We start from the raw sequence: 18,667 nt of genomic DNA on the forward strand, positions 1-18,667 counted from the left end.
CCGAAGATGCTACTTTTGTCTCACCGTGAACAAGAGGTCGTGAAAAGAGTGTTTTGACCTGAGCGCTCACCGAGTAAAAACTGCGACGAGTAATCGCAGGAGCATTAAGGATGGAAATCTCGAAACAGCTTCCCATGTTTTGAGATTTTTTGACTTATCGCCGAAGGTCAGCTCTTTGAACACCGTGAATCAGAGGTCGTGAAAACATCGGGTAGCTCTGATGACAATAAGAAAGAATTTTTTGAAACAGCTTCTCATGTTTTGAAAAATTCAGGCTTATTTCAAGGAGCTGATGTTTGAACTTCGTTTATTCGTTTTTAGAGATACTAGAAGAGACTGTGACAAGTTTTGTCTCATTTGCCATTCAATTTTCTCATTAAATAACTACTTTTACAAAAAAAGCCCAATGATCACGAAAATTCATTCGGATCATTCGGCGTTTTATCTACCTCTGATTTCTTTTATAAGATTCAAAAATACAAACAGAATACAGTATTCTTGAAATTTTCATCGGTTACTCTTGATTAGAAAAAGCATTTAAAAGCGCTCTGACTTCGTCGGTCGATTTAGTATTCATTAATTGAACACGTAAGTCACTTGCGCCCGGAAATCCTTTGACATAGATTTTAAAGAAACGATGTAGCCCAGTCATTGAACGGGGGATTTCTTTGGCATATTGGTCTTGGAGATCTAATTGCAGACGTAAAAGATCAATCAATTCAGTTGCTGAATGTTCCCTTGGTTCTTTTTCAAAAGCAAAAGGATTTTTAAAGATCCCACGACCGATCATAATCCCGTCTACGCCATATTTTTCAACTAATTCCAAGCCCGTTTGCCGATCAGGAATGTCGCCATTGATCGTAAGCAACGTTTGTGGCGCAAGTTGATCTCTTAATGCTACGATTTGAGGGATCAACTCCCAATGCGCATCTACTTTACTCATTTCTTTTCTCGTACGTAAATGAACAGAAAGATTGGCGATATCTTGTTTCAATAAATGACTCAACCAACCTTCCAACTCTTCTTGTTCTGTATAGCCGATTCTTGTCTTGACGCTTACAGGTAATCCTCCTGCTTTCGCTGCTTCGATAAGTTCCGCTGCAACTTCCGGACGAAGAATCAAGCCACTCCCTTTCCCACGTTCAGCAACGTTAGGAACCGGACATCCCATATTCAAATCGATCCCTTTAAAACCCATTTCTGCTAGTTCGATACTCATTTGTCTAAAAAATTCTGGTTTATCACCCCAGATATGAGCAACCATCGGCTGTTCATCTTCGGTAAATGTCAAGCGACCTCTGACACTTTCTTTACCATCAGGATGGCAGAAACTATCGGAATTTGTAAATTCTGTAAAAAACACATCGGGCGCTCCTGCCGCCTGCACAACATGTCGAAACACCACATCTGTGACATCCTCCATTGGTGCTAATATAAAAAAGGGCTTCGGTAATTCTGCCCAAAAATTTTCTTTCACTGATAACTCTCCATTTCATTGTAGTTTCGCCATGTAATACTCTTCGTTCACTATTCTAAAAAACAGAGTCATTATACTAGGAATCAACAAAAGAAGCAAAACCACTGCTTCCTTTACTAAAGCAATTTTTGATACGCCAATCGTTCATTGTCTATCTCATCGTCGACATAGACGATACCACGTAACTCAAACCCACAATGAGCCATGATACGTTGCATACTAGTATTCTTTTTGTGCGTATCAACTCTTACTTGTGCCATTCCTAAGGCCTTTGTTTCTGCTTCTGCATACTCAACGAGTCGGTAAGCCAGCTTTTGTCCGCGAAATGCATCAGCTAGTGCAATGCGATGGATTGTTGTATAGGGCGCATCAGCTTTTTCCCAACTTCCTTCAAAGATTTCTTGATAATTTTTATCAGGTGTTTTTTGTAAGGCTAATGTTCCAGCAATGATTCCATCGACTACCAAAACATAAGACCATGTTTTATCGATATCTTGCCTGATCGTTTCTTCATTTGGATAACCATTTTGCCATTGCGGACTATCAGCGGAAGCTAATAACCGTTTTGCTTCATTAATGATTTTCATGACGGCTGGCACATCAGTTAACGTCGTTTCGCGAAATTCAATTGTCATTCCATATCCCCTTTTTATTTTTCTATACTAGATAAAACACTAAAAACTAAAGTTTAGTTATCATTTTAACATATTATATTTAGTTAATTTAAGAGTAGATCGTCTAAATTTGTATGAGGAAGTCCTTTAATCGAACAAAAAAAGTCTAGGATAAGCATCTATCCTAGACTCAACTATTTCTTGTCTATTACCAAAAATTTGATCAAATCAATCCGTTTCTGTAGAAAACCGAATAAGTTTTTTTGATCATTCCACAAACTCTAGCTTCTTAACCCTCTACCTTTATTGATTAAATACCAGCATAGTGAATAAAGCACTAAACTAAATAACACAAGAATCGTGATCGAAACCATGATGGGTACATCTGTCGTTCCAAGGAACCCATAACGAAATCCTGAAATCATGTAAACGATCGGATTAACTTTAGAAATTGCCTGCCAGATCGGTGGCAACATAGAGATCGAATAAAAGACACCACCGAGGTATGTCAATGGCTGAAGGACAAAGGTCGGCACGATCGACACATCATCATACGACTGTGCGAAAATCCCATTGATCAAACCCGCTAGTGAAAATAAAATCGATGTCATCAGCAAAGTAACAATCACGATGCCCCAAGAGAAGACATTTAGCGGAACGAAGAATAGCGAAATCATCGTTACCAACGCCCCGACCAAGATACTACGTCCCAGTCCGCCAATCACAAATCCCCAAATAATCACATGTGTGGGAACGGGCGCAACTAAAATTTCTTCAATATTTTTCTGGAATTTTTGAGAAAAAAATGAGGACGAAACATTGGAATAAGAACTAGTGATAACGGACATCATGATCAACCCTGGAACGATAAATTCCATGTAGGAAAATCCACCCATATCACCAATACGTCCGCCAATCATTTTCCCAAAGATCACAAAATAAAGTGAGGTGGTAATCACTGGTGGAACCAGTGTTTGGACCCAAATCCGCAAGTAGCGATTGGTTTCCTTGATGGCTAAACTTTTTAAAGCTGTAAAATAAAGACTAAACATTTTTTTCCTCCACATGACCATTTTCTTCCGTGATTTTCAAGAATAATTCTTCTAAGCGATTCGATTTATTTCTCATCGAAAGCACTTTTATCCCTTGTTCACTTAATTGATCAAAGATTCCGTTGACCCCTTGATCCCGTTCTACTTCAACAGCAAGGGTCCGCTCATCTTCAAACGTACTAGTGTACCCTTGTAGAACTGGCGCTTGTTCATACGGTGCTAAGTCAAAAATAAACGTTTCAAATTGTAATTTAGAAAGTAATGATTTCATACTTGTATTTTCAATCAATTCACCTGATTGGATAATCCCGATATTCCGACACAACATTTCGGCTTCTTCCAAATAATGAGTCGTTAGAATAATCGTGGTACCTTGTTCATTTAATTCTCGCAAGAATTCCCACATTTCACGTCTTAGTTCAATATCTACACCTGCAGTAGGTTCATCTAAAATCAATAGTTTCGGTTCATGCATCAATGCTCTAGCAATCATCAGTCGCCGTTTCATCCCACCAGAAAGCATGCGTGCACGAACATTTCTTTTTTCCCATAGATTGGATTGCTTAAGGTATTTTTCACTACGCTTGATTGCTTCTTGTCGTGAAACACCATAATATCCTGCTTGATTCACTACGATCTGTTGAACTGTTTCAAAAGGATTAAAATTGAATTCTTGCGGTACTAATCCGATTTGTTGTTTGGCACGAACCAAATCAGTATCCAAGTCATAACCAAACACTTTTACTTCACCAGAAGTTTTATTCACAAGTGAAGTGATGATCCCAATTGTCGTAGATTTCCCCGCACCATTAGGACCAAGCAAGGCATAAAAATCGCCCTCTTCCACCGTTAAATCAATCCCTCGCAACGCTTCAACTCCCGTTGCGTATACTTTTTTTAAATTCTTTATTTCAAGAGCCTGTGTCATTTTTTTAACGATCTCCTTTTTTCCATCTGATTCTCTATTGTAACATGGAATGATTGAAAGAAAATGAATAAAGTTTTCAAAATAAAAATAGAATTTTATGTATTCGAGCATCCAATATAAAATCAATCATTTCATCTTCTTTCGATCAGTTGTTCTACTAAAATAAATGAATTCTTTTATCCATGTCCAAAAAGGAAGAAAGCATGATTTCTCCATCAGGAAAAGGCACGCTTTCTTCCTTTTTTAATATAAATGAGTTTGCGACAAACCATTCAAGCCTGACATATTAAGTCCGTACGTTTTAGTCAAAAATCTCCCATTTTCGATGTTGATCAAAAAATGTTGCTGCTTCTTTTGCATCCGCAACTAGTTTTTCCGGATAATTTAAGACTTTCAATAATGCAATCGCATTTCTGGTTTTTGCTGGACCTTGCTTTAATTTAAAATCAAAACTGATTCCTTTTTCTGCTGTGACCTGTTCCTCAAAATGGACATTCTCACATTCATTTTTCAAGATCTCAGTCAATTCAATATCGTGAGTCGCCACAAAAGCTAGTGATGGATAGTCTGACAACCATCTTACTACTGCTGCAGAAGAAGCAATCCGTTCGATCGTATTGGTTCCCTTTAAAATCTCATCCACAAAACAATAACATCTTTCCCCTTTTTCTACTTGATCTAGTAGTCTTTTAATCGATTTGATTTCTGAAACAAAGTAACTATCTCCTGCAAACAAGTCATCTTCGATCGCCATAGAAGTCAGTACGTGACCATGCTGCAAGGTGAATTTTTCTGCGAGGGCTGTTTGGATCGTCTGTGCTAAGATACAATTGATCGCAATACTTTTCACATAAGTAGATTTACCTGAAGCATTCGAGCCCGTCACTAAAATGTTCTGGTGCCAATCTACTGGGTTCACTACCGCTTCCTTCAAGAGAGGATGATAGAGATCTTCTGCCTCTACGCCATTGTCCGTAAATTCTGGCTGACAGGTAATGGGCATGTAAGTACGATAGTTGAGAACCGCAGCCGCTACTTCCATTTCTCCCAATAATTCCCAAACCTTCATTGCTTCTTTCGTTTTTTTCTCTAACCTGCTAATAACAAAGTGATAAGAAATAAACGGCAACATGAACATCATATTGACATAATCAAATAAAATTTCTGCTTCCGACCCACTCTTAACTCGAAAAGAAAAACCAAATTTAGGAATATCTTTTAACGGTTTAACATTTTGCCGTAATTCATCTTGAACCGGTGTAGCAATCTTTGCTACTTGATTCGCTGTTGAGATCGTTGAGACTAGGTAACCCATACTATTGATCTCAGTTTCTAATGTCTGTTTCTTGACTTGATAATAAAGTGTGTTAAAAATTAAACTACCAATCGCTAGATAGATACCTAAGACTTGTCCAAATAATAATAAAATTAAACCAATGATCGGTAAGAGACCTAAAAAAGTATAAAAGCCGACATGTCCGATCTGTTTACTTTGGCCATCCGCTAAATATTGCTTCGTAAAATTACCATCTTTTTTCCCTAGTCGTGCAAATTGATATTGGATTTTTTCTCTTGTTTGAGGGTTTTCTTGGTAAAAAGCAATTAACTTTTCTAATCGTTGATCTTCCCCAAAGTTAAAGCTCCTCAGCCGTTGATATAAAGCTTCCGAACCAATACTAGAGTATGTCAGGTTGATGCCTTCAAAAACTTCAAACATATCCAAATCGTACCACGTCAAGTCATCCACTTCACTTGACCATGAACGAAATTCTTTTTCTGTGAGCCACGCTTCCTTTAAACTTTTTTCTTTATCAAATCGAGGTTGATAAGGCACTCTTCCCCACTTCTGATGGACACTTTCTTTTAATTTTCGACGCGCATTGAAATCTAGAGCAATGAGCAAAACGATCACGCCACAAATCAATAGCACAATAAATGTTTTTTGATCCATACATTTTTCTCCTATTCTGTTTTCCATTGGATAAAGTATAGCATTGTTTGACCCCTTTTATGAGCTGAATAATGAAAGTTCAACATAAAATAGCTGTTTATTCATATTTATTCAATTTATTCACTATGTAGCTATGTGAAATGAAATTAAAAGAAAAAGCACACTTATTTCCACCAACTTAAAATAGCGCTTACAAAATAATTGTCGTATACTAGAGATAACGAATAGGTGAAACGAAAGGAAGAAAACAAATGGCTACTACTTCGATGAACAATCCTCAAAAACATGCGGAACAAAAAATGAAAACTATTGTCATTTTTGATCTGTCTTTTAATTTTATTTCTACCAATGGTAGTTTGCAAACCCAGTTCTTAGAAATGAAATTAGCGAAGTTTTTAAGAGAAAAAAATCAATCTTGGGCTCTTAAAATATATGAAGCAAGTCAGATAGACGAACACGCCTCGGAAGCAGATATTATTTTACTAACCCCAACGTTTGCCTATGCCAAAGAAGAAATTGAGAAGAAATTCCCTCAGATACCAGTGATAGCTATTTCTAAAGCAGAGTACGGAACAATGGATCTGGATCACTTATGGGAAAAAATAAAAACGGTTCTATAAATAAGGTTGGTCAACTTTCATAAACTTTTTACTCTCTCTCAATTTAATACAAATAAATAGTAAATCAGCTGATTTGAAAACAACCAGCTGATTTTTTGTGGTCTATTTACATGTTTGCTCGTCTAAAGCTCTGTTCCATTAGAGGTTGTTACCCGCTTATACCAATCATAGGAGTCTTTTTCATACCTTTCTAGCGTACCAGAACCATCATTGTTCCGATCAACATAGATAAAACCGTAACGCTTTTTCATCTCCCCTGTTGTAAATGACACGCAATCAATACAACCCCACGGCGTGTAACCCAAAAGCACGACACCATCTTCATTGATCGCCTTTTCCATCTCTTGGATATGACTACGTAAATATTCGATACGGTAAGGATCATGAATCGTGTGATCCGCCTCCAGAACATCAATGGCACCAAACCCATTTTCAACAATAAATAATGGGAGTTCATAACGCTCATAAAAAGCATTCAATGAATAGCGGAGACCTTCTGGATCGATCGCCCACCCCCAGTCAGATTCCTTAATAAATGGATTCGTTACGGAGTACGTACTTCCACCACTAACATTCGTTGAAACATCTTGATGGACTTGCGAATCGACCGTATTACTCATGTAGTATGAAAAACCGATATAATCCACTGTACCTTCAGCGAGTGCTTGTCGATCTGCTTCTGTTATATCGATCTGGTACCCTTTACGCTCAAACATTTTAAGGGCATAATTTGGATAGTGTCCACGAACTTGTACATCACAGAAAAACCAACGATCATGCATCATCTGTTGCGCTAAGATTTGATCCGCTGGTCGAGAAGAAAACGGATAAATAGGCACCATCGCAATCATATTCCCAATCTCGAAATCTGGATTAATTGATTTTCCTAGTTTAACCGCCTTAGCAGAAGCAACTAACGTATGATGGCCACAAATGTACATCGCCTCCTCTGGATTTTCATAATCGCCAAAATGAACACCTGAGTTGGTCCAACCAAAAATATCATTTGAATAGTTCATTTGGTTGTTGATCTCGTTGAATGTCATCCAGTATTTCACCTTATTTTGATAGCGCTTAAATACCACTTCTGCAAACTTAAGAAAGAAATCGATCGTTTGACGATTCATAAATCCACCATATTCTTTGGCAATATGATAGGGCATTTCAAAATGGGACAATGTAATAACCGGTTCGATTCCATATTTCAACAGCTCGTCAAAGACATCGTCATAAAATTGAAGCCCTTCTTCATTAGGTTCCAGCTCATCTCCATTTGGAAAAATACGTGACCAAGCAATCGATGTACGAAAACATTTGAACCCAAGATCAGCAAACAGTGCAATATCTTCTTTATAGCGATGATAAAAATCAATCCCTACATGGTTGGGATAATAATTACCTTCCACAACTCCATCCGTGATCACTCGAGGTACACCATGTGAGCCAGCCGTCATCACGTCAGCCACCGAAAGCCCTTTTGATATTCCAATTACACCACCTTCAAATTGATGGGCTGCTAATGCACCGCCCCATAAAAAATTCTCTGGAAAAGCCATCCTATCCGCTCCTTTTTCATCTCAAATTTATTTCAATTGCTTTAGTAAACGAAGTTAGAACACCACCAAATGCACACTTGTCAGGAAAAACTTTAGTGACAAGCGCATCAGGTATCGTTTTCCAATCAATGATATCAACGAAAGTATACTCCAAGCATCTAAGTATCTTTCTTGAATCAAAAATACAAACGCTTTCAATTGGTTGTAAGAGGAAAATGAATGAAACATGTTCGTCATTTATTATACCGTAGAACGTCTGATAAAAGTAATTTACGTGCCCCATGAATCACAAACTTCCAAAAAAAATCAGTTGGTTGCCAAGTAACAAAAGTCCTCCCCCACATCAAAATTAGCGAAATTTAATAGTAGATATAAGTGAAAAGAGTTTCCATAATGAACAATCAACAAGGTAGTTTAGCTTTTCTCCACTTCTTTAATTAATAATAACAACTTTTTGACTATTCAGTCAGCAGTCTACATTTCTGTGTTCTTTAGACATGACAATTGTCATGTCCAACTGATGACATCCATGACTGTTTTACAACTCAAAAAATAGCTAAGATAACATCAGCAGGAGGAAAGAATATGAATCCAATAATCGATGTACAAAACTTATCGAAGGTGTATAACAGGACAACCGTTTTAGATAATATCTCATTTCAGATTGCACCCGGAGAGACTGTCGCACTATTAGGAGAAAATGGTGCAGGAAAATCCACTCTGATCAATCTACTTAACCAATTGATTCAACCAAATTCAGGAACTACTTATGTGATGGGAACCCAAGATATCAGGAAAGTCCGTGACAAAGTCGGTGTAATGTTGCAACAAAACTTATCACTCGAACGAGTCACCGTCAAAGAGTGTTTAAATCTTGCTCGTAGTTACTATCACAACCCATTATCTTATGAAGCCTTGATTCGCTTAGCCAACTTAAAAGAAAAGGAGAAGTGTTACTTAGATCAATTGTCTGGCGGACAAAAACGTCGGTTGACTTTTGCAACAACTATGGCAGGAAACCCTCAACTAATTTTTTTAGATGAGCCGACTGCTGGAATGGATAGTAATAGTCGACAATCATTCTGGGAAAGTATTGACCGTTTGAAGCAAAATGGAAAGACTTTTTTTATCACTAACCATTATCTGGAGGAACTAGATCAGATTGCAGATCGAATCCTTATTTTAAAAGATACTAGGTTAGTATACGATGGTACCTTGAAATCATTGCGGAAAAAAAGTGGTCATATAACCATCCAATTTACCACTCCATTACCAAAAGAAACATTCACATCCATTTCAGCTGTTAAAGAATGTTCCAAAACTAATCAGCATATTCAATTAATAACTGATGAGCCAAACGTAGTGATGGAAGCTTTAATTCCTTATCTTAATCAATTAGACGAATTAGCCATTCAGCAAAATTCGTTGGCTTCTTTATTTCAAAAAGTAATTGGAGGTAGCAGTAAATGAAAAAATTCTTGTTTCAAGTTCAAATCAACTATAAACGCATCGTATTCCGTAACTTGCGCTTCCTCTTATTCAGTATCGCCATGCCAACAGGCTTTTACCTTATATTTACTCAGGTAATAACACAACCAGTAGCTTCGAAAACATGGAATATCGCTTATATGATTAGTATGATTGTGTATAGCTCATTGATTAGTTCTGTTATGACAGTCGCACATACTCTGTTAGAAGATCATACTAGAAAGTTCGATTTATTTGTAGCACTACGTCCAGGTTCAAAATCACAATATTATCTATCGATGTTAATCGTCTTTCTATCGTTAAATATACTTTCGGTTTTGGCACTAATAATGACTGGACTTTTAGTAAATCAGCTAACAATTAATTGGTTTCATTTAATAGGTCTTTTATTCCTCATTCCATTGTTATCATTCCCACTTATATTGATTGGAATGATCATCTCTCTATTAGGTTCAGATAACGTAGTAAATTTGCTTAGTAATCTCATCGTTTTTCCCATGGCAATTTTAAGCGGACTATGGTGGCCACTTAGCATAATGCCCCCATGGGTACAAAAGGTTGGACACTGGCTACCAACTTATCAAACAGCTGTAATTTTAAGAAGATTTATCAATTATCAACGTTTTAATTTTGTTAGTTTTGGGGTACTCTTAGTTTGGACGATTATTTTATTCGTACTGTTCAAAGTAGTCGTCTTTTTTCAAAGTAAAAGTGAGGTTTCTACCATATGAGTTTTTTCGAAAAGCACATATTTTTCCCAAAACGATTCGGCATTGCACCTTATTTCTGGTTAGTATTTTTAATACCGACGATCTATTCATTGTTCCCCCTTAATTCTTGGTTTGACTGGTTATTTATATTACTTTTAGTTATTTTTTTAAAAGCTTACCGAGATGGCTATGAAGTTCATAAATTTTTAACATGGGACGTTTTCCTTCAATTATTGATTGCCTGCTTATTTGGTATCTTTCAAAAAAATGGATATCTCTTTATTTTCGTTGCCTGGGAGATTGGCTCCCTGCCAGTAACCAAACGTTTATTCTATCATTATTTGACTGGTTATTATGTAAGCGTCATGATTAGTCTTGGCGCTATGTTGTGGACCACTCGTTTCACCCATTCATCCAGTTACATTAATGTAGGTATCACTATCATAGCTGCTATTATTACACCACTAGCAGCTAAGTCGGTAGGGGAATCTTATCGGCGGATCTATCGCCTCAACCAACAAAATAAACGTTTAGAAGCAGTTGTGCGCCAAAATGAACGAGATCGTATTGCTCGTGATCTCCATGATCATTTAGGCCAAGCGTTTTCCATCATTTCATTAAAGGCTGAATTAGCGGAGAAATTAATAGCAATTGATTCACGCCAAGCAACCAATGAATTACATGATATTGCTGAGACTTCCCGAAAAAACTTATCATTAGTTCGTGGGATCGTTTCAAATTTACAAGAGCGAACAATTGCCCAAACGATGCTAGAAGAAGAAAAAAATTTAGTCCTTACCAATATTCAGCTTCATTCTGTAGGAGAGGAACTAGCCGAAAAATGGCCGACGAACATTCAACATACAGTATCCGCAGTTATTAAAGAAGCCATCACAAATATGATTCGTCACAGCAAAGCTAGTATTGCGATGATTGATTTTACCGAGAATATAGACACCTATTTTATTACCATTCAAGATAATGGACAAGGATTCACTCAACTAAAATCAACCGGCTATGGAATCAGCGGAATGAAAGAACGGATTCAAACTGAAAAAGGACAGTTGACGATCACTGGAACACAAGGAGTAAAGATTGTCATCTCGTTGCCTAAGGAGAATGAGCATGATTAAATTGTATTTGGCAGAGGATCAACAATTATTGAACACTGCATTAACGATGATTTTGAATCTTGAAACAGATTTTGAAGTTATTGGTTCTGCAACAGATGGTGATACGGCATTATCTGACATCATCAAATTGAAACCAAATATCGTTTTATTAGACATTGAAATGCCTAAGTTGACTGGCTTGGAAATTGCTAAGCAGCTTCGTTTATTAAAACAGGATGTGAGAATTATGGTTCTGACTACCTTTGCGCAAGAACACTATTTTCAGCAAGCTTTACAGAACAATGTCAACGGTTATATGCTAAAAGATAGTCCCAGTGAAGAACTTATTCGTTCGATCCGCTCAATCATGGCGGGTGATACGATTTTTTCACCTGAATTGGTTATTCAATCATTCATTACTCAAAAAAACCCTTTAACCCCAAGAGAGCTTGAAATTTTAACGTTGTTAAAAACCGGCATCAGCACCCAACAAATTGCCCAAACTCTATTTTTGAGTGAGGGAACTGTACGTAATTACATCTCTGCTATTCTAAGCAAAACAGCATCACGTTCACGAATTGAAGCGATAAATTTTGCAATAAAGCAAGGATGGATTTAAATAACAACAAATTAAGATCACTGAGAAGAACGCCTTAAGCAAGGTCTTCCCAATGATCTTATTTACCGATCAGATAACTGGCTATACTTTTTCTAAACTAAATAGTTTTTGTTTCCCTATAGTTTTCTCTATGATGAATTTTAGTAGTTTAACCAAAAAAACGGAATGAACTAACTATTATCTTTCGTATTAATTTTTATAGGTGTGATCATTCAATTAGTTTCCCAAATGTTTGTTTCTTATTACTTTTCTATTCGCCCATTACTAAAATATGGCATTTCCGATTTCTAACACGATTTTGATCAAAATCAATGAAATAAATGGAGCCGACAGCTCCTGTCATTAGTGTTTCCTCTTTGACAATGAAATTTTCACTTGCTCCGAAGAATGATGCTCGGATATGTGCATCTCCATTTAAAATCGTTCCAGCATCACCAGCATAGTCTGGATCATCTAAGGACAGCAAGAAATCAAGATGCTTCGGACCAGGATAACGATAATCGGTATTTTCCGTTAATTCTCGAGGAATGATCCGATCAAGAATCCGATTTAAATCAACCTGTAAAAATTCATCCCCATTAAAATCTAAATCGTGCATGAATTCCTCAAAAATAACTGAACAAGTAGTATGTGGCGACTGAACAAGACAAATGCCATTTTTTATCCCACTTTTTGCCACAATTTCTTTTACTTGTTCGGTAATATTATGATACGTCACTCGCTGTCCATTTGAAGTCAAAACAAGTTGCTCAGTATAAGTTATCATTTTGTCGATTGCTCCTTTTTCCATTTACTTACTTCTTCAATCATCGCTTTCAATGTGTCCACAGGATCTTTGGCACAAACAATCCCGCTGGTTCCACCCGTTGCATCAGCCCCCGAATCAAGTGCTTTGCGAACATCTGCTACCGTTGAAATCCCTGCTGCCTGCAGAACAAAAATTTCAGGATCCATCTTACGTACAGCTTCATTGGTTTGAATCATATAAGAAATGTCACTTGCTTGACCTGTGCCTATTAATTCCGTAGGCTCACAAACCATTACATCCGGCTTCAATGAAGCTACGAGCTTCGCCTCTTCTAAAGAATTCGCACAGACAATAGTCAATAGACCAAGTTCCTTTGCTCGCTTGACGGCATCACACAGCTCACTAACCGATAAAGGACGTTCTGCATGATTAAGGAAGGTCGCTTCTGCTCCAGCCGCTACAACGCCTTCAGGTAAAACGTGTCCCATCCCTCTACCAGGGACTATCCCATCGATATGTTGAACACTCACAATCAACTGCGTTGTCTGTTCTTTAATTAGCCGAACATCAACATGTTGACAAGTAAAAATGATATCAATATCGTATGCTGCAGCTAATTGATCCGCTGTTTTTGCTAGTTCCAATGCCTGTTCACCATACAAATAAGATTTAGGATTAACCACAAAAAATGGTTTTCTTACTGTTCTCATGAGAACCCTCCTCTATTTTGTTGCAAATACTTTGTAATAATGCGCTAACGTATCCGCAATCGCTTGGTTCGCTAATCGTTTAAGTGTAAAATAATCCTCTGGTTTTTCTTCGTTAATTACATCCATTGCTGCTGTGATAAAATCAGTAAAGATATTAATTTTATTGATCCCTGAAACAGCACATTTGTGGAGATTTTCATCACCAGATGATGAGCCCCCATGCAACACTAATGGAATTGAAACTTCATTTTTAATTTCTTCCAACCGCTCAAAGCTGATTTTCGGTGTTCCTTTGTATTGCCCATGAGCTGTACCTATCGAAACTGCCAATGAATCGACGCCGGTTTCTTTCGCAAAACGTGCTGCTTCCTCCACTTCGGTATAAATGGTGTCCGTGGTTTCCTTAAATTCATAACTATTTCCCGTTCCCACGTGTCCAATCTCAGCCTCTACCACAACGCCTCTTTCATGAGCATATTCCGTAATTGCTTTTGAACGACGAATATTTGTTTCAATCTCATCCTGCGAAGCATCTATCATCACAGAAGTGAACCCAAGCTCGATTGCTTGCTTGATGATTTCCTCATCTTGTCCATGATCCAAATGAAGTGCTACTGGTACACTTGCTTTTTTGGCTAAATATGTTGCAATTAACGCTGCCTCTTCAAGAGGACATTCTTCAATATGCGCTTGTGCAAAGGCTAAAATTAATGGCTTTTGCATTTTTTCTGCAACCTCTACAAAGGTTCTTGCAGAATCTAAATCAAAAAAGTTTGCTGCCGGAATCGCATAGTTTTCTTTTTGCGCTTTTTCAAACATCTCTTTCGTTGTAACTAACATTTGATTACCTTCTTTTCAAGTATTTTTTAGGCTTTAATCTTCGCTTCAATTTCGTCAAACAACCCATCAATGCCAATTCCGGTTAATAAAGGAAGCCCCATAATTACTTTATCTTTAATGTTGTCAGGAACCACGGTCGTACTGACCACAATATCGTAGTCATCAATTTTGCCAATTTCATCCGCAACTTTTGATTGATATAGTTTCACTTCATTTTCGAATCCTTTTGATTTCAACCATTCTTTTACTTTTCCTGTTACCACTGTTGAAGTAGCCACACCTGTTCCGCACATAATTAATAATTTTTTCATCTGTCATCTCTCCTATTTTGTATTAAGCTTCAGTTTGTTTAGCTGCTCTTTTAGGTAAAATGCGATTCACGTAGAATAGTAAACCTGTAATAATCAGACCAATTCCGACTAGGGCAAAGTAACCAAATAGTTTTGCACCACCCACGTATAGAAGTGTTGTCCACAGTCCACCTTCTGCCATCGCAGTTACTGATGAATGTCCTTGTAAATCAAAGTTTGCCGCTTGTGCTGCTTTTGTTAAAAATGGTGCCACCCATGAAGTGATGTATAAAATGGTGACCATGTAGATCGTCCCACCTAAGATTGTTCGAATAATGTTTCCACCAAAGACAGCTGCCATCAAACAAACTAAGAATGGAATAGTTGCCAAATCACCGAAAGGCAAGGTTGTGTTACCTGGTAAAATCACTGCTAATAAAATCGTGATTGGGACTAAGATTAACGAAGAAGACAATACAGCTGGGTGTCCTACTGACAATGCGGCATCCATCCCGATATATAATTCTCTTCCTGGGAAACGTTTTTGAACAAATGAATTTGCTGATTCTGAAATAGGTGTTAAGCCTTCCATTAAAAGTGCCACCATTTTAGGCATTAAGACCATTACAGCACCAGTTTTCACCGCTAATTGACCGATTCCCGCAACATCATATCCAGCTAAAATCCCCATAACCAAACCAATTAAAAAGCCCATGACTGTTGAATCACCAAAGATGCCAAACCGTTTTTGAATCGTTTCTGGATCTGCATGCCAATCTTTCAATCCTGGAATCCTATCGAATAACCAATTTAAAGGTAAGGCAAAAACAAACCCAGGTGCTGCTGTTCCGTGTGGGAAGGTAATATTTGGAAATCCATAGAATTTATTGATGATTGGTCCTAAAATATCGCCAAACAATAAAATCATCATTGTATAAATAACCGTTGCCAACATGCCCATTGCAAAGTCATTCGTTACCGCATAGACAAGTGAAGCAACAAATGCTGCATGCCAGATATTCCAAATATCAACATTCAGTGTTTTTGTTAAGCCAACAATAATTAATAACACATTGACTACGATAGCTACTGGAATCGCCAAACTACCTAAAACGGTTCCATAAGAAATCGCAGCTGCTGCCGGCCAACCAACATCAATGGTTGTTAAGTTTAGTCCAAAACGTTCAACCATCGCTTGTGCTGCTGGTCCTAAGCTATTGGTCAATAAATCGATAACTAAATTCAACCCGACAAATCCAACACCAACCGTTAATGCTGAAATAAAAGCCTTACTCGGTTTCGTTCCTAAAATCAAACCAAAAACAAAAATTAAGATTGGCAATACAACGATTGATCCGAGATCAACAAATTTTTGTAATAAATCTAACATAATGCTCCCCCTCAAAATGGTTATTAAACGAATCCTTCTTTTTCAATAATTTGATAATACTCCTCAGTATTATTTACAGCTCGAAGCTTTTGAACCACCTCTTTTTTTTGAAACATCGTAATTAACTTCTGTAACATTTCTAACTGTGCATGTGGTTCTTTCAACGCTAACATGAAGATCAAGCTGACTGAAATTTCCTTATCTGCAGTTCCCATTTCATAAAAAGTTACTGGTGTTTTCAATGACATAAATGCAATTTGAGAATCATTCACGTGTTCTGCATCCGTATGTGGTATAGCAATCCCAACATCATTGATTAATAAGCCAGTAGGAAACACTTCTTCTCTTTTCAGTACATTCTCTGCAAACGAATCCTTCACTAAACCTGTTTGATATAGATAAGTTGCAATAATTGATAAAGCTTCCTTCTGACTCTTTACCTCAGATTGAAATAATGCAATTTTCTTTCCAAAATAACTCGTCATCTTACTTCCTCTTTCCTATAATTTCGTTAATAATCTCATTCCTTGTTTCTTTACTTGCAATACTTTTTATTCTCTCAGGTGAGACAAAGACATCATAAAGTAGTGCAATCATATTTTTCACTTGAATCATATCTTCTTCTGCAATCGCTAAGAATAAAACAACCCTTATATCCACATCTCCCCAAGTAATTTTGTTTTTTAGGGTGATAATAGAAATTTTTGTTTTGACTACATATTTAGGATTTGCATGTGGGATGGCTACGCCTGATGAAAGTCCGGTAGCTCCTAGTTTTTCTCTTTGAAGTACAACCTCAAGAAAATTATCCTTTACTAATTGTTCTTCTTTATATTTCTCAGTGATGAAAGAAAGTACAGATTCTCTACTATCAAAATCTTGATTCAAGAACATCCAACCATCCTTCAAATATTTCTTTAAAATCGTTTTATCCGGTGCAATAGATGGTAAAAATGTATTGTCTTGTTGATTCAAGGTAAGAAGATGACGATTAATCAATGCAATTTCTTCTTTCGTTGGTAATGGTCGAACATAAATAATCGGCGTTTGATACTCATTTTCTAATTTGACTGTTGAAATAATCAAATCGACACTATCTAAGTTGTAATCCTGCAACTTTTGAACATCAATCACTTCATAGACTACGGTGCTAGGAGAACTATGACGAATACGTTGAAATAATAATTGCGAAGTTCCCAACCCCGTTGGACAAATAAGAAAAACATGCTTCGTATTCACAATTTTTTCAAAAGCTAACTGAAAATGAATAGTCAAAAAAGTAATTTCATCATCCGTTACTCTGATCCCCATTGCTTTTTCCAATTTTGGAATACAGTAAGTTGTTAGCGTATACATTGTGCTGTATTGCCGAATGATATCCTCTTTTAAAGGATTTTTAATGGTAATCTCCATTTGCAACCGATAAACCATTGGCTCAATATGGGCAAATAGAGATTGAAGCAGCTGACTATCTTGCTCCAAATCCTTCTCAACCAGTGTCGACATATCTTGAATAAATTGTTTGGTGGTCTCCATGATTTGTTGACTATGGGTTGCCAGATTCACAAACGGTCTCACTCCATGTCCCATAAACAACGAACAAATAAAGTAAAGATCATTTATCGTAAAGGAACAATTCAATTCATCTTTGACCCCATTTGAAAAATCTAGTGCCACCATATATAATTCCATTTTCTTTATTTCGACAAACAAAGGATTTTTATTTGTTTGTGAATGGTAGCCATGCTTTACTCGACCAATCAAAGTTAACAACGAAAGTTTGAGTGAATGGACAATATAATTTGTTGGTTGCTGTTTAGACTGTTGGTAAAAATTCTTTACAAAATCATCCACAAACTGAACCATCGCTTGATCAAAAACAAAGTGATATTGACATTTTTCATTCCCTACACCGATGTTTTTTTCAAAATAATTGACAAATGTCCGCTGGATCAACTCTTCAGGTGTTTTTTGTGTGTCTATTACATGATTTGAAGTAATCCTAATCCCAGCTAACCGACAATATTTGATGATTTCCTCATAATCCTTACGCAAAGTTGCAATACTGACAAAAAACTTTTTTTCAAAATACTCATATCTTTTTTTATCCGTTTTAAAAATTAGATTGGCGAATAAGTACACTCTCCGATAATTTGAACTATACTTTACCTCTGTTGACATAGCTTCTTTACTAGTGATAAATATTTTGGCATCATTTTTTTTAGTTGATGTTCCAATTAGGTAAATCCCAATGCGAGGTTTTTTTTCAATTTTTAACTCAAAACGATTCAAGAACTGTCCCAGCTTCTGAATATCTTGATAAATTGTTTTATTCGAAACATTGAGTTTTTCACTAAAGAAACTTGCTGGTTGAAAATTCTCCTCCTCTAAAAGTAATTCAATTAACTGACTCTCGCGCTTTAATAACATCCATCATCACCTCAGAAAACGTTTTCCTTGTTTATATCATAGAGTTTTTCTCCCTAAAGATAAATACGTAATCTGTTCCACATTAAAGTGGAAGAGATTATTATGACCCTATACTTTTTGATGTTGGTGAGA

Annotated in this window: 18 protein-coding genes; 5 read left to right on the forward strand and 13 right to left on the reverse strand. The window is 36.8% G+C overall.

What is annotated here, in order from left to right; genetic code table 11:
* Positions 1–514: 514 nt before the first annotated feature.
* The 5 genes from IGK81_RS12700 to IGK81_RS12720 all read right to left on the reverse strand — a co-directional run bounded on the left by IGK81_RS12700 (position 515) and on the right by IGK81_RS12720 (position 6,022).
* Complete coding sequence (locus IGK81_RS12700; protein ID WP_010720657.1) at positions 515–1,477, reverse strand: tRNA dihydrouridine synthase; 963 nt, start codon at positions 1,475–1,477, stop codon at positions 515–517.
* A 116-nt stretch (positions 1,478–1,593) separates the two neighbouring features.
* The gene (locus tag IGK81_RS12705) at positions 1,594–2,112 is read right to left on the reverse strand and encodes a GNAT family N-acetyltransferase (protein WP_034700089.1); all 519 of its coding nucleotides are present in this window, start codon (positions 2,110–2,112) and stop codon (positions 1,594–1,596) included.
* A gap of 260 nt (positions 2,113–2,372) precedes the next feature.
* On the reverse strand, positions 2,373–3,143 hold the full coding sequence (locus IGK81_RS12710) for an ABC transporter permease (protein WP_010720659.1): 771 nt from the start codon (positions 3,141–3,143) through the stop codon (positions 2,373–2,375).
* The gene (locus IGK81_RS12715; RefSeq protein ID WP_010720660.1) at positions 3,136–4,071 is read right to left on the reverse strand and encodes an ABC transporter ATP-binding protein; all 936 of its coding nucleotides are present in this window, start codon (positions 4,069–4,071) and stop codon (positions 3,136–3,138) included. The genes IGK81_RS12710 and IGK81_RS12715 overlap by 8 nt, the downstream gene beginning before the upstream one ends.
* A gap of 301 nt (positions 4,072–4,372) precedes the next feature.
* Entirely contained in the window at positions 4,373–6,022 is a 1,650-nt protein-coding gene (locus IGK81_RS12720) for a MutS-related protein (RefSeq protein ID WP_034700091.1), read from the reverse strand.
* Between the two features lie 251 nt (positions 6,023–6,273).
* Here IGK81_RS12720 and IGK81_RS12725 point away from each other — a divergent pair, with 251 nt between their 5' ends.
* Entirely contained in the window at positions 6,274–6,642 is a 369-nt protein-coding gene (locus IGK81_RS12725; protein ID WP_010737245.1) for a hypothetical protein, read from the forward strand.
* 122 nt (positions 6,643–6,764) lie between these two features.
* On the opposite strand, the gene IGK81_RS12730 is transcribed toward IGK81_RS12725, so the two are convergent.
* A complete protein-coding gene (locus IGK81_RS12730) occupies positions 6,765–8,198 on the reverse strand; it encodes a 6-phospho-beta-glucosidase (RefSeq protein ID WP_034700094.1) in 1,434 nt (477 codons plus the stop codon).
* Between the two features lie 585 nt (positions 8,199–8,783).
* Between IGK81_RS12730 and IGK81_RS12735 the strand changes: the two genes are divergently transcribed.
* From IGK81_RS12735 to IGK81_RS12750, 4 genes are read left to right on the forward strand one after another with little or no spacing between them, the layout of a single operon-like run.
* Entirely contained in the window at positions 8,784–9,668 is an 885-nt protein-coding gene (locus IGK81_RS12735; RefSeq protein WP_034700100.1) for an ABC transporter ATP-binding protein, read from the forward strand.
* Positions 9,665–10,417, forward strand: a complete 753-nt coding sequence (locus IGK81_RS12740) for an ABC transporter permease (protein WP_034700102.1) — start codon at positions 9,665–9,667, stop codon at positions 10,415–10,417. Before IGK81_RS12735 ends, IGK81_RS12740 begins: the two co-directional genes overlap by 4 nt.
* Positions 10,414–11,529 carry a sensor histidine kinase gene (locus IGK81_RS12745; protein WP_034700105.1) on the forward strand — a complete coding sequence of 372 codons (1,116 nt, stop codon included), beginning with the start codon at positions 10,414–10,416 and terminating at the stop codon, positions 11,527–11,529. Before IGK81_RS12740 ends, IGK81_RS12745 begins: the two co-directional genes overlap by 4 nt.
* Positions 11,522–12,127, forward strand: coding sequence for a response regulator transcription factor (locus IGK81_RS12750; protein WP_034700108.1), 606 nt, complete (start codon positions 11,522–11,524; stop codon positions 12,125–12,127). Before IGK81_RS12745 ends, IGK81_RS12750 begins: the two co-directional genes overlap by 8 nt.
* 250 nt (positions 12,128–12,377) lie before the next feature.
* Here IGK81_RS12750 and IGK81_RS12755 read toward each other — a convergent pair whose 3' ends face one another.
* The 7 genes from IGK81_RS12755 to IGK81_RS12785 are packed head-to-tail and all read right to left on the reverse strand — an operon-like array spanning position 12,378 to position 18,535.
* Entirely contained in the window at positions 12,378–12,893 is a 516-nt protein-coding gene (locus tag IGK81_RS12755) for a YjbQ family protein (protein WP_034700170.1), read from the reverse strand.
* Positions 12,890–13,585, reverse strand: a complete 696-nt coding sequence (locus IGK81_RS12760) for a triose-phosphate isomerase (protein ID WP_034700111.1) — start codon at positions 13,583–13,585, stop codon at positions 12,890–12,892. Before IGK81_RS12760 ends, IGK81_RS12755 begins: the two co-directional genes overlap by 4 nt.
* Before the next feature lie 12 nt (positions 13,586–13,597).
* Positions 13,598–14,425 (reverse strand): class II fructose-bisphosphate aldolase, encoded by an 828-nt coding sequence (locus IGK81_RS12765; protein WP_094940711.1) that lies wholly within the window; start codon positions 14,423–14,425, stop codon positions 13,598–13,600.
* 26 nt (positions 14,426–14,451) lie between these two features.
* The gene (locus IGK81_RS12770; RefSeq protein ID WP_034700115.1) at positions 14,452–14,736 is read right to left on the reverse strand and encodes a PTS sugar transporter subunit IIB; all 285 of its coding nucleotides are present in this window, start codon (positions 14,734–14,736) and stop codon (positions 14,452–14,454) included.
* A 22-nt stretch (positions 14,737–14,758) separates the two neighbouring features.
* On the reverse strand, positions 14,759–16,105 hold the full coding sequence (locus tag IGK81_RS12775) for a PTS galactitol transporter subunit IIC (protein WP_034700117.1): 1,347 nt from the start codon (positions 16,103–16,105) through the stop codon (positions 14,759–14,761).
* A 23-nt stretch (positions 16,106–16,128) separates the two neighbouring features.
* Positions 16,129–16,590: a PTS sugar transporter subunit IIA gene (locus IGK81_RS12780; RefSeq protein WP_431393484.1), complete on the reverse strand. Its 462-nt coding sequence runs from the start codon at positions 16,588–16,590 to the stop codon at positions 16,129–16,131.
* Position 16,591: 1 nt separating this feature from the next.
* On the reverse strand, positions 16,592–18,535 hold the full coding sequence (locus IGK81_RS12785; RefSeq protein WP_431393486.1) for a BglG family transcription antiterminator: 1,944 nt from the start codon (positions 18,533–18,535) through the stop codon (positions 16,592–16,594).
* Between the last annotated feature and the right edge of the window lie 132 nt (positions 18,536–18,667).

Source organism: Enterococcus sp. DIV0703 (assembly GCF_051711065.1).
GTDB lineage: Bacteria > Bacillota > Bacilli > Lactobacillales > Enterococcaceae > Enterococcus_B > Enterococcus_B hirae.

Coding starts and splice junctions, on each gene's coding strand:
- IGK81_RS12705 (WP_034700089.1), bottom strand. CDS start 2,112: ATGACAATTGAATTTCGCGAAACGACGTTAACTGATGTGCCAGCCGTC.
- IGK81_RS12710 (WP_010720659.1), bottom strand. CDS start 3,143: ATGTTTAGTCTTTATTTTACAGCTTTAAAAAGTTTAGCCATCAAGGAA.
- IGK81_RS12715 (WP_010720660.1), bottom strand. CDS start 4,071: ATGACACAGGCTCTTGAAATAAAGAATTTAAAAAAAGTATACGCAACG.
- IGK81_RS12720 (WP_034700091.1), bottom strand. CDS start 6,022: ATGGATCAAAAAACATTTATTGTGCTATTGATTTGTGGCGTGATCGTT.
- IGK81_RS12725 (WP_010737245.1), top strand. CDS start 6,274: ATGGCTACTACTTCGATGAACAATCCTCAAAAACATGCGGAACAAAAA.
- IGK81_RS12730 (WP_034700094.1), bottom strand. CDS start 8,198: ATGGCTTTTCCAGAGAATTTTTTATGGGGCGGTGCATTAGCAGCCCAT.
- IGK81_RS12735 (WP_034700100.1), top strand. CDS start 8,784: ATGAATCCAATAATCGATGTACAAAACTTATCGAAGGTGTATAACAGG.
- IGK81_RS12740 (WP_034700102.1), top strand. CDS start 9,665: ATGAAAAAATTCTTGTTTCAAGTTCAAATCAACTATAAACGCATCGTA.
- IGK81_RS12745 (WP_034700105.1), top strand. CDS start 10,414: ATGAGTTTTTTCGAAAAGCACATATTTTTCCCAAAACGATTCGGCATT.
- IGK81_RS12750 (WP_034700108.1), top strand. CDS start 11,522: ATGATTAAATTGTATTTGGCAGAGGATCAACAATTATTGAACACTGCA.
- IGK81_RS12755 (WP_034700170.1), bottom strand. CDS start 12,893: ATGATAACTTATACTGAGCAACTTGTTTTGACTTCAAATGGACAGCGA.
- IGK81_RS12760 (WP_034700111.1), bottom strand. CDS start 13,585: ATGAGAACAGTAAGAAAACCATTTTTTGTGGTTAATCCTAAATCTTAT.
- IGK81_RS12765 (WP_094940711.1), bottom strand. CDS start 14,425: ATGTTAGTTACAACGAAAGAGATGTTTGAAAAAGCGCAAAAAGAAAAC.
- IGK81_RS12770 (WP_034700115.1), bottom strand. CDS start 14,736: ATGAAAAAATTATTAATTATGTGCGGAACAGGTGTGGCTACTTCAACA.
- IGK81_RS12775 (WP_034700117.1), bottom strand. CDS start 16,105: ATGTTAGATTTATTACAAAAATTTGTTGATCTCGGATCAATCGTTGTA.
- IGK81_RS12780 (WP_431393484.1), bottom strand. CDS start 16,590: ATGACGAGTTATTTTGGAAAGAAAATTGCATTATTTCAATCTGAGGTA.
- IGK81_RS12785 (WP_431393486.1), bottom strand. CDS start 18,535: ATGTTATTAAAGCGCGAGAGTCAGTTAATTGAATTACTTTTAGAGGAG.